This is a genomic window from Hamadaea sp. NPDC050747 (assembly GCF_040654195.1).
Classification (GTDB): Bacteria; Actinomycetota; Actinomycetes; order Mycobacteriales; family Micromonosporaceae; genus Hamadaea.
Genome location: NZ_JBFAHM010000010.1, coordinates 1 through 10,044, shown reverse-complemented (window position 1 = coordinate 10,044; position 10,044 = coordinate 1). Strand labels below are relative to the sequence as shown.

The window sequence follows — 10,044 nt, the reverse complement described above, 5'->3', positions numbered from 1 at the left end:
GCCTACGGGCACCGCCAACCCCTCCCGGTGCGCCGCCACTACGCGCGCGGGGGGTCGGCGCGCGCCCGGCGCGGTGGGGGGGGGGGGGCCCCCCGCGGGGGGGGGCCCCCGGCCCGCCCCCCCCCCCCCCCGCGCAGTCTCGAGAGTCGAGTCGATCCGCTGAGGCGTTCGCCCCGGCGAGTGCTCTCAGCGGTCGGCCATCCCGGCCCGGCGGCGCAACGACGCCAGGTCGGTGACCACAATCCGCCGGCCTTCGGTCCGCAGCCAGCCCCGGCTGGCGAACGAGCCGATCGCCTGGTTGACGCTCTGCCGGGAACCACCGGCCATCTCGGCCAGCTGGCTCTGGTTCAGCTCGATGGTGATCATCGGCGCCTGGCTCTCGCCCGCCAGCCGCACCAAGGTCTTCGCGACCCGGCCCGGCAGGTCGAGGAAGACATAGTCGGCGTTCTGGTCGGTCAGCCGCCGGATCAGCGCGCCCAGCGACCGCATGACCGCGTCGAGGATGCGCGGGTGCGTGTGGACCAACTCCATGAACGCACCACGGCTCAGGGCCAGCGCGGAGCAGTCCTCCAGCGCCTCGGCCGAGGCCGAACGGGCCGAACCGTCCAGAAGCGACACCTCGCCGAAGACGTCCGGCGGCCGCATGACCGACAACACCGCGCGTTCCCCCGTCGGCGCGGTGCGGAACACGGCCACGCTGCCCCGCTTGAGCACGATCAGCGACTCACCCGGGTCGTTCTCCACGAACAGCAGTTGCCCGCGACGGTACGTCCGCGGCACGGCGGCTGCGATCAGCCGTTGCCGCGCATCCGGTTCCAGGCCCGCGAACATCTCCACGCCGGTGAGCGCATCAGCCGGCTCCGGAAGCCGCATCTCCACGGCGCCACCCCTCCCCGCCGGCTTAAGCATTGCCGGTCTTCCTGTCGGGCCACACCGATCCGGTGCGGCCGCCATCCCAGATCATCGTCTGCCGACCGGGTGTTGTACACCCCCAGGTGGCGGTCATGCATGCCACTCCCGGGTTATCGTCGGCGATGGATCTGCTGCGAGGATGCCATAATCCGGCCCCTGTGCGTACGCACGCGGTGCGACAACGCCCGCACGAAGCGCTACGGCCACGGAATCCCCCATGGGCGCTGACGATACGGTGCGGTCCGCCTTGCACACGGCATGGCATCTTCCGCCGGACGGCTGCACTCGACTGTCCGGAGGGATGACCTCAGCTACCTGGTCGGTGCGCGTCGGCTCCCACCGGTATGTGGCCAAACTGGTCCCGCCGGGGACGCGTACCGCTTTCGAGGCGGGGCTGGTGCTCGCCGAACGACTCTGCGCCGCCGATGTGGACGCCGGATCGGCGCGGGCGACGCCGTGACGTCTTCGCGCGTTTCTTCGCCGCCGGATCAGGGTTCCGGGTCGAATCTTGCGCCAAGATTCGACCGAGATCGCTGATCCAGCGCTCGGCGTCGGAGTGGAGTCAGGACTTCTCCCGCAGGTGCGCCAGCACCAACGGGTCGATCCGGCCCGGGATCATGCGCTCCTCCAGGTTCTCGATCCCGGCCCAGTCGGCCAACGCGACGTCGAGGTCGGCGTCGGCGTGGCCGCGGTCGGCCAGCAGCGCGCGTACCTCCTCGGCGAGGTCGCCCGTCAAGTCCAGCAACGAGTCCGGATCGGCCTTCTCGAACAGCAGCGCGTGGAGGTCGAGCAGCCGGCTCAGTTCGCCGCACGGATCGGGGTGGTCGTCCACCCGCAGGTCGACGGCGACATCGCTCGTGCCGCCGTAGCCGGCCCCGGGCGCGACGACGTAGACCGCCGCGCTCTGCCGCCCGCGACGGTCGCCGCCGGCGGCGTCGCCCGCGCTCAGTGCCCGCACCAGTCGCCGGGCCAACGCCATCGCCGAGTCGCCCGGCGTACCGTGCTCGCTGGCGAGGAAGGCGTCCCGCATCGCGTCCACGACCTCCGGTCCGGTGAGGATGTTCCCCTGGACGGCGTACCCGTCACCGGCGACGCCGCCCGCCCATTCGTGGCAGGCCGGTCCGGTGTAGGTCGCCCCCTCGCCGAACTTGCCGACCACGCCCAGCTGCCGTTGGTCGCGCCCGGGGTCGGCCGCGGTCAATCCGGCCACGACCTCCGCCGCCGCCACCTGCGTACCCAGTAGTGTGAGCCCCTGCGGGCGGTAGGCGAGGTTCGCGTAGGACTGGGTGGCGAGCGCGCCGACCCCGGCCTGGGCGGCCGGGACGACCGCCCCCGCGGCCAGGAACTTGCTGGCCACGGCGACACCGTGGGCCAGCCCGTCGCTGGAGCGCGCAACGATCGAGAAGGTCATGCCGGAACAGTAAGGGGACTCATGCCGTACCGCTACTTCTACGACTGTGAGTTCATCGAGGACGGAATCACGATCGACCTGGTCTCGATCGGCGTCGTGGACGAGCACGGCCGTGAGTTCTACGCGATCTCCAGCCAGTTCGACCCCACCAAGGCCATCCCCTGGGTACGCAAGAACGTGCTCGACAAGCTGCCGTCGCCGGGCAATCCAGCGTGGCGTTCCCGGGAACGGCTCCGGGACGACCTCCTGGCGTTCCTGACCGAGCCGTTGCAGGCGGACCCGGACGGCGAGCTGGAGCTGTGGGCCTGGTACGCCGCCTACGATCATGTCGCGCTCGCCCAGCTCTGGGGCAACATGCAGGCTTTGCCCAGGATCATCCCACGCTTCACCAAGGATCTGCGCCAGTTGTGGGACGACGCGGGCCGCCCGCCGTTGCCGTCCGCCGAAGCGGCACGGCACGACGCTCTGGTCGACGCGCGGCACAACCTCGCGCGGTGGCAGGCCATGACAGGTTTCCGGCAAGTTACCGGAAAGTAGCCACCAGTTCGCCCGGGGCGAGTGGAAAGAGCCCAGCTAGGGGCGATACAGTGCGCAATTGCGGCCCGCCCCGGGCCGGCAGCGTCGCCGATCATGTTGCTCTGGGGCTCCACCACGGGCTTGGTATATGCACCCTCGAAAGGGATCGAGATGCGTATCGGTGTTCTCACCGGCGGGGGCGACTGCCCCGGTCTCAATGCAGTCATCCGCGCGGTCGTCCGCAAGGGTGTGGGAACCTACGGGCACGAGTTCGTCGGGTTCAAGGACGGCTGGAAGGGCCCGCTGGAGGGTCTGACGAAGCCGCTCGGCGTCCAGGAGGTGCGGGGCATCCTCCCGCGCGGCGGCACGATCCTCGGCTCGTCCCGGACCAACCCGTTCAAGATCGAGGGCGGCGTCGAGCGGATCAAGAAGAACCTCGCGGAGATGGGCGTCGACGCCCTCGTCGCGATCGGTGGCGAGGACACCCTCGGCGTGGCGACCAAGCTCCACGAGCTGGGTGTCAAGGTGGTCGGCGTACCGAAGACGATCGACAACGACCTCGGCGCCACCGACTACACGTTCGGCTTCGACACCGCCGTGAACATCGCGATGGAGGCGATCGACCGCCTGCACACCACGGCCGAGTCGCACCACCGCACCGTCGTGGTCGAGGTCATGGGCCGCCACGCCGGCTGGATCGCCCTCCACTCGGGCCTCGCCGGCGGCGCCAACGTCATCCTCATCCCCGAGCGGCCGTTCGACCTGGAGAAGGTCGTCGACCACGTGGAGAACCGCTTCCGCACCAACTACTCGCCGATCATCGTGGTCGCCGAGGGCGCGGTCCCGGCCGAAGGCGACATGGTCACCCTCGGCGGCGAACTCGACGCGTTCGGCCACGTCCGCCTCGGCGGCATCGGCACCTGGCTCGCCGAGCAGATCGAGAAGCGTACGGGCAAGGAGGCGCGGGCCGTCGTGCTCGGCCACACCCAGCGCGGTGGTACGCCGACGGCGTTCGACCGGGTCCTCGCGACGCGCTTCGGGCTGCACGCCATCGACGCGGCGCACGAGGGGGACTGGGGCAAGATGGTCGGCCTCGCCGGCACCGACATCGTCCGGGTTCCGCTCGTCGAGGCCACTCGTGAGCTCAAGACCGTTCCTGTGGAGAAGTACTCCGAGGCGGAAGTGCTCTTCGGCTGAGATTCGTGCAGTTGGGGCGTTATTGACCCGCTCCGGGCGGTCAGGCTTGATCCCTGCGCGGGTCAATAACGCCCCAACCACATTTGACGCTGCCGTGGGTGGTTGGCTAATGGGGTTGGACGGGATGGGTATGCACACCGTTGCCGTAGTGGGTGCGGGGAAGATCGGTGAGGTGCTGCTCTCCGGTCTGGTGAAGGCCGGTTGGCCCGTCGACCGCCTGATCGCGACCGCTCGTCGGCCCGAGCGAGCCGACGAGCTTCGTTCTCGTTATGGCGTCCGGGTGCTGGACAACGCTGAGGCGGTTGCCTCTGCCGATGTCATCGCGATCGCGGTGAAGCCGCAGGACGCGGGTGCGCTGATGACTGACCTTGGCCCGCTCATCAGCCCGGACAAGCTTTTGGTGTCGCTTTGCGCGGGTCTCCCGACGGCGTTTTTCGCCAAGTATCTGCGCGAGGGTGTGCCGGTCGTTCGGGTCATGACGAATACGCCGGCGCTTGTCGATGAGGCGATGACCGCTATTTCGGCGGGCGCGCACGCCACTGCTCAGCATCTCGCGCTCGCGGAGGAGATGTTCCGGCCGCTGGGGCGGACCATTCGGCTGCCGGAGTCGCAGCAGGACGCGGTCACCGCGTTGAGCGGGTCGGGGCCGGCGTACTTCTACTTCCTGGTCGAGGCCATGACCGATGCCGGGATCCTGCTCGGGTTGCCGCGGCAGGTGGCGCACGACCTGATCGTGCAGACCGCCATCGGATCGGCGGTCATGCTGCGCGACTCGGGGGAGCACCCGGTCAAGCTGCGTGAAGCGGTCACCTCGCCGGCCGGCACGACGATCTCGGCCATCCGCGAGCTGGAGAACCACGGCGTACGCGCGGCGCTGCTCGCCGCGCTCGAAGCGGCCCGGGATCGGGCGCGCGAACTGGCCGCCCAGAACACCTGACGACAGACCGTCACCCAGGCGGTGGGTGGGATGCCCGGATTGCGTGAATGAATCCGGTTCAGCCTTCCGTCTCGGACCGGCACCGCCTTACCGTCGGTACAGGTCCGAACACAGTGGAGGCGATCATGCGTCGAGCAGTCATCTTCTCGGGCACGGTTCTCGCCGTACTCGCGGTATCTTCCCCCTCGTACGCGTTCGCTCATAACGCGGTGCGAAACCCGGTCTGGCACGCCGTTCTCGATGTTCTGACGCTCGCGGTGGTCAGCGCTCCACTGTGGACGGCGTACGCCTGGGGCGGGCGGCGGCGTGGCGCCCTGGTGGCGTTGATCGGGCTCGTCCAACTCCCCGTCGCCGTGATCGGGTTCGTCCCGATCGCCAATCCCGTGCTGCACACGGTCCTCTTCGGATTCGCCCTGACCGTGACCGTGGCCTCGATCGTCTCCGTCCGCCGGCTGTCGCGAGCCGGCCAGGAGACGCCCGTACGCGCCGGACACTGACCCGCAAGTCGTCCGGCGCACCTATCCCGCTGTCGGCCGCGGTTGTGTGAGGGGCAACCGTGGTCGACGGCGGCCGACTGCGTTGATCAGGGCGCCGAGGAATCGATCAGGACGCTGCGGACATGACACGCCGGTCGATCATGACCGAAGGTTCATGATCGGCGGCAAGGCGGCGGGAGAGGGCGAGGACGCGGGTGGGGTCGGGGCAGCCCGGCTGGGGATCCGTCCACGAGCCGTCCGGCTGCCGATAGGCCGTCCAGCGACAGTGCGCTTCGTCGGCGTACCCCCAGGCCATGAAGATCTCGGTGCCGCTGAAGCGATAGACGCCGACGGTCGCGACTCGCGCGGACTCCGGGCGGCTGTAGTAGGTGGCGTGCAGGCCGGGCACCCGGAGGCCCTCGACGGTGACGTCGAAGGCCTCCCGGTGCGGCCGGTACAGCGCGAGGTCGGGCCTCACGGGCAGCCCGAGCCGGTGCAGTGGCGGGCGGCGGCGAGTTTGTCGCGCAGCGCGTCGCCGAGCTTGCGGTCGGCGTCGGAGACCTTGCCGTGCAGGACGTTCGTCAGCTCGCCCGGATCGGTGTCCGTGTGGTACAGCTCGCGGAACGTGGTCTTGCCCTGCTCGTCGTAGTTCTCGAGGTAGTGCGCCTTGCCGTCCCACAGCGCGGCCCAGGTCGGCACCTTCGAGTTCTTGAGGTCGTACCAGTACTCGGTCAGGACCGGCCCCGGCCGCGCGGGGCCGAGCAGCGACCGCCCGTCGAGCTTGCCGCCGCTCGCGCCGGCCGCCGCCATCAGCGTCGGCATGATGTCCACACTGCCGGCCATCCGGTGGTCGGCGCCCGCGGTCACGTGCCCGTCCCACCGCAGCAGCAGGGGTACGCGCACCGACGGCAGGTAGCCGACGAACTTCTCAGTACGCCCGTGCTCACCCCAGAGGTAGCCGTTGTCGCTGGTGTAGATGACGATCGTGTTCTTCAGGACGCCGCGCGAGTTGAGATCGCTGAGCAGCGAGTCGACCGAGTCGTCGACGCTGAGCAGCGTACGCAGCATCTTGTGGCAGATCTCGTCGTAGGCGGCCGGGTCCGGCTTGGTCCACTTGAGCCAGATCGGCTTGTCGGAGACGTCGGACTCGCCGGACTGGAGGCACTTGCCGACGTCGGACTTGGCGTACTTGGGTTCCGGAGTGGACGGCCGGTGCGGGGCGTACGGGGCGTAGTAGGCGAACCACGGCTTGCCGCCCGCCTGGTCGAAGCCCCGGATCCAGCCCTTCAGCTTGTTCGCGTACCAGGTCGTGGAGTAGGCGTTCACCCACTCCAGCTTGCCGTCGGTGTAGGTCTTGAAGCCCTGGTAGCCGCCGTGCATGGCGCTGTAGTGATCCCACCCCGGCGGGGCGGAGTCCAGCGGCCACGAGTTCAGGAACTTGCCCGCCATCGCCGTCCGGTAGCCCGCCTTGCGCAGCAGCACCGGCAGCAGCTCGCTCTGGTGCACCTTCGGCCCGTCGGTCTGCAGGTGCACGTCGGTGTTGTGGGGGTACTGGCCGGTCAGCATGCTCGCCCGGCTCGGGCAGCAGGACGGGATGCTGACCGTCGCGCGGTCGAAGTTCCGGGCGCCCCGGAGCCACTTCATGGTCTTGGGCATGACCCGCATGGTGTCCCAGCGCTGATCGTCGGTGTTGATCAGCAGGATGTTGGGCTTGGCCGCCTCCGGCACGGAACCGGCGGCTGCCGCTGCCCCTGCAGCCCCTCCGCCTACGGCGGCTGCTGCTGCGCCCGCCAATGCGAGCGCTACTACAATAAGTGGACGAATACGCACAAATCACCAGTGTTCCGCGCGATCATGAACTTGCGTGCGTGCTCGCCCGGCGTGTCGTGTGACCAGCGCCATGATCGTTCCTTTTCGCAGGTGATCACCTGTCGGGATGCACCCGGGCGGTCGCCGTGGTTTCCCATCGCCGCACTAGGCTGCTGGCATGCGTACGGCTTCCCGTCCCGAGTGGCATCAGCTCCGGCATCCGGGCTTCGAACAGAAGATCAGGACTGCGGCCGACCCGGCCGAGGCCGCTGCCCTCGGCCTCGACGAGTGGCGCAAGCTGCCGCGAGCGCAGATGCCGCCATGGGCGGACTACTCCGAGGTCGAGCAGGTCTCGAAGGTGCTCGAAGGTGTGCCCTCCATCGTCGCGCCCTACGAGGTCGAGCAGCTGCGGATGCGCCTGGCCGAGGTCTGCGAGGGGCGGGCGTTCCTGCTCCAGGGCGGGGACTGCGCCGAGACCTTCGCCGACAACACCGAGGAGCACCTCCTCGCCAACGCCCGGACGCTGCTCCAGATGGCGGTCGTCCTGACCTACGGGGCGTCGCTGCCGGTCGTCAAGGTGGCCCGGGTCGCCGGGCAGTACACCAAGCCGCGGTCGTCGGACACCGACGCGCTCGGGCTGCCGGCGTACCGGGGTGACATGATCAACTCCCTGGAGGCGACCGAATCGGCGCGGGTCGCCGACCCCCAGCGCATGATCCGGGCGTACGCCAACGCCGCCGCCGCGATGAACATGCTGCGCGCGTACCTGGGTGGGGGCCTGGCCGACCTGCACGCGGTGCACGACTGGAACCGGGACTTCGTGCGTACCTCGGCCTTCGGCGAGCGGTACGAGGCGATCGCCCGCGAGATCGACCGGGCGCTGGCCTTCATCAACGCCTGCGGGATGACCGACGACGAGGCGCTGCGCACCGTCACCCTGTACGCCTCCCACGAGGCGCTGGCGCTGGAGTACGACCGGGCGCTGACCCGGATCTCGGACAGCCGCGCGTTCGGTCTCTCCGGCCACCTGCTCTGGATCGGCAACCGGACGCGGCAGCTCGACAGCGCGCACCTCGACTTCGTCTCGCGGATCGCGAACCCGATCGGCGTGAAGATCGACCACAAGATCCCGTCCTCGGAGCTGCTGGAGATCTGCGAGAAGCTGAACCCGGAGAACATCCCGGGCCGCCTCACGCTGACCTGCCGGATGGGCAACCACTTCGTCCGGGACGCGCTGCCGCGCATCATCGAGGTCGTCCGCGACGCCGGGCACAAGGTGGTGTGGCAGTGCGACCCGATGCACGGCAACACCCACGAGTCGTCCAACGGCTACAAGACCCGGCACTTCGACCGGATCGTCGACGAGGTGCTCGGCTACTTCGAGGTCCACAAGATGATGGGCACCCATCCGGGCGGCATCCACATCGAGCTGACCGGCGAGGACGTCACCGAGTGCCTGGGCGGCGCGCAGGCGATCGAGGACGCCGACCTGGCCACCCGATACGAGACGGCGTGCGACCCGCGCCTGAACACCCAGCAGTCGCTGGAACTGGCCTTCCTGGTGGCGGAGATGCTCCGTGGCTGACGTGGTCGGCGCCGACCGCCGCTCGAACCGGCGTGAACTGGGAGGACGGCGGGGCGGCCCTATCGGCACAGTAGATCTCCGGTCGGACACGGTGACCCGGCCGTCCGCCGGCATGCGCGAGGCGATGATGACCGCCGAGGTCGGCGACGACGTCTTCGGCGACGATCCCACCGTGATCGAGCTGGAGCGCCGGGTCGCCCAGCTGCTCGGCCACGAGGCCGCCCTGTTCGCCCCGTCCGGGACGATGGCCAACCAGATCTGCCTCCAGACCCTGGTGCCGCCGACCTACGAGCTGCTCTGCGACGCGGGTGCGCACATCGTGACCTACGAACTGGCGGCGGCCGCCACGTTCGGCGGCATCAGTACGCGTACCTGGACGCCGGGCGGCAGCTCGCTCGACCTGGATCTCATCGAGTCGCTGGTCATGCCGGACGGGTATCGGGCAGCCGTCACCCGGGCCATCGCCGTCGAGCAGACCTACGGCCGGGACGGCGGCACGATCGTCCCGTTCGCCTCGCTCGAAGGGCTGCGTGGGGTCGCCGACCGGGCCGGTGTCGCGCTGCACTGCGACGGCGCACGGATCTGGCACGCCTCGGTCGCGACCGGCATCCCCCTGGCCACCTATGGCGGGCTCTTCGACACGGTGAGCGTCTGCCTTTCCAAGGGTCTCGGCGCTCCGGTGGGTTCGGTGCTGGTCAGCTCGGCGGAGAACGTCGAGCGGGCACGGCTGATCCGCAAGCGGCTGGGCGGCGGCATGCGCCAGGTCGGCATCCTCGCGGCCGCCGGCCTGTACGCCCTCGACCACAACCTGCCTCGGCTGGCCCTCGATCACGCGAAAGCCCAGCGGCTGGCGGAGGCGCTGTCGGCGTACGGCGTCTGCGACCCGTCGTCGGTCGAGACCAACATGGTCATGCTGGACCTGCGTAAGGCCGCCCTGGACGGGCCGGCCCTGGCTCGGGCCGCGACCGAGGAAGGCGTCCTGTGCGCGGCGGTCGGGCCGCGTACGGTCCGGCTCATCCCGCATCTGGACGTCGACGACGCCGGGATCGACCGGGCGATCGAGGTCTTCTCCGCGCTGCTCAAGTAACCCGGCTCGTCACATTGATCTAGGTGTTCTGTCCACGGACGTTGGTGACTGGATCTTGAAAGGGTGAGGACCTCCGGGTAGGTGTGGAGCTACCAAGACAGCCACCCCACCCGG

The 10,044-nt window shown here is 69.5% G+C and carries 11 protein-coding genes; 7 read left to right on the top strand and 4 right to left on the bottom strand.

The features are described from left to right. Positions 1–186: 186 nt before the first annotated feature. Positions 187–879, bottom strand: coding sequence for a Crp/Fnr family transcriptional regulator (locus tag AB0H43_RS23705; protein WP_360002422.1), 693 nt, complete (start codon positions 877–879; stop codon positions 187–189). Positions 880–1,213: 334 nt separating this feature from the next. Here AB0H43_RS23705 and AB0H43_RS23700 point away from each other — a divergent pair, with 334 nt between their 5' ends. Further along, the gene (locus tag AB0H43_RS23700) at positions 1,214–1,372 is read left to right on the top strand and encodes a hypothetical protein (protein WP_360002420.1); all 159 of its coding nucleotides are present in this window, start codon (positions 1,214–1,216) and stop codon (positions 1,370–1,372) included. A 102-nt stretch (positions 1,373–1,474) separates the two neighbouring features. Here the strand turns inward: AB0H43_RS23700 and AB0H43_RS23695 are convergent, their stop codons facing one another. After that, positions 1,475–2,323, bottom strand: a complete 849-nt coding sequence (locus tag AB0H43_RS23695) for a DUF1028 domain-containing protein (RefSeq protein ID WP_360002418.1) — start codon at positions 2,321–2,323, stop codon at positions 1,475–1,477. A 21-nt stretch (positions 2,324–2,344) separates the two neighbouring features. Between AB0H43_RS23695 and AB0H43_RS23690 the strand changes: the two genes are divergently transcribed. The 4 genes from AB0H43_RS23690 (at position 2,345) to AB0H43_RS23675 (ending at position 5,470) form a co-directional block, all read left to right on the top strand. Further along, the gene (locus AB0H43_RS23690; RefSeq protein WP_360002416.1) at positions 2,345–2,860 is read left to right on the top strand and encodes a polyadenylate-specific 3'-exoribonuclease AS; all 516 of its coding nucleotides are present in this window, start codon (positions 2,345–2,347) and stop codon (positions 2,858–2,860) included. 150 nt (positions 2,861–3,010) lie between these two features. After that, entirely contained in the window at positions 3,011–4,036 is a 1,026-nt protein-coding gene (locus AB0H43_RS23685; protein ID WP_360002414.1) for a 6-phosphofructokinase, read from the top strand. Positions 4,037–4,160: 124 nt separating this feature from the next. Next, entirely contained in the window at positions 4,161–4,973 is an 813-nt protein-coding gene (proC, locus tag AB0H43_RS23680; protein ID WP_360003117.1) for a pyrroline-5-carboxylate reductase, read from the top strand. A gap of 125 nt (positions 4,974–5,098) precedes the next feature. Beyond that, positions 5,099–5,470, top strand: coding sequence for a hypothetical protein (locus AB0H43_RS23675; protein WP_360002411.1), 372 nt, complete (start codon positions 5,099–5,101; stop codon positions 5,468–5,470). 106 nt (positions 5,471–5,576) lie between these two features. Here the strand turns inward: AB0H43_RS23675 and AB0H43_RS23670 are convergent, their stop codons facing one another. Then, entirely contained in the window at positions 5,577–5,927 is a 351-nt protein-coding gene (locus tag AB0H43_RS23670) for a hypothetical protein (protein WP_360002409.1), read from the bottom strand. Then, the gene (locus tag AB0H43_RS23665) at positions 5,924–7,177 is read right to left on the bottom strand and encodes a sulfatase (RefSeq protein ID WP_360002407.1); all 1,254 of its coding nucleotides are present in this window, start codon (positions 7,175–7,177) and stop codon (positions 5,924–5,926) included. Before AB0H43_RS23665 ends, AB0H43_RS23670 begins: the two co-directional genes overlap by 4 nt. Positions 7,178–7,436: 259 nt before the next feature. Between AB0H43_RS23665 and AB0H43_RS23660 the strand changes: the two genes are divergently transcribed. Then, positions 7,437–8,843 (top strand): class II 3-deoxy-7-phosphoheptulonate synthase, encoded by a 1,407-nt coding sequence (locus tag AB0H43_RS23660; RefSeq protein ID WP_360002405.1) that lies wholly within the window; start codon positions 7,437–7,439, stop codon positions 8,841–8,843. A gap of 61 nt (positions 8,844–8,904) precedes the next feature. Beyond that, positions 8,905–9,930, top strand: coding sequence for a GntG family PLP-dependent aldolase (locus AB0H43_RS23655; RefSeq protein ID WP_360003115.1), 1,026 nt, complete (start codon positions 8,905–8,907; stop codon positions 9,928–9,930). Positions 9,931–10,044: the final 114 nt, after the last annotated feature.

What these genes read in the sequence shown, in the direction of transcription:
- proC (WP_360003117.1), top strand. Translation starts at nt 4,161, where the DNA reads ATGGGTATGCACACCGTTGCCGTAGTGGGTGCGGGGAAGATCGGTGAG.
- AB0H43_RS23660 (WP_360002405.1), top strand. Translation starts at nt 7,437, where the DNA reads ATGCGTACGGCTTCCCGTCCCGAGTGGCATCAGCTCCGGCATCCGGGC.
- AB0H43_RS23685 (WP_360002414.1), top strand. Translation starts at nt 3,011, where the DNA reads ATGCGTATCGGTGTTCTCACCGGCGGGGGCGACTGCCCCGGTCTCAAT.
- AB0H43_RS23695 (WP_360002418.1), bottom strand. Translation starts at nt 2,323, where the DNA reads ATGACCTTCTCGATCGTTGCGCGCTCCAGCGACGGGCTGGCCCACGGT.
- AB0H43_RS23700 (WP_360002420.1), top strand. Translation starts at nt 1,214, where the DNA reads ATGACCTCAGCTACCTGGTCGGTGCGCGTCGGCTCCCACCGGTATGTG.
- AB0H43_RS23690 (WP_360002416.1), top strand. Translation starts at nt 2,345, where the DNA reads ATGCCGTACCGCTACTTCTACGACTGTGAGTTCATCGAGGACGGAATC.
- AB0H43_RS23675 (WP_360002411.1), top strand. Translation starts at nt 5,099, where the DNA reads ATGCGTCGAGCAGTCATCTTCTCGGGCACGGTTCTCGCCGTACTCGCG.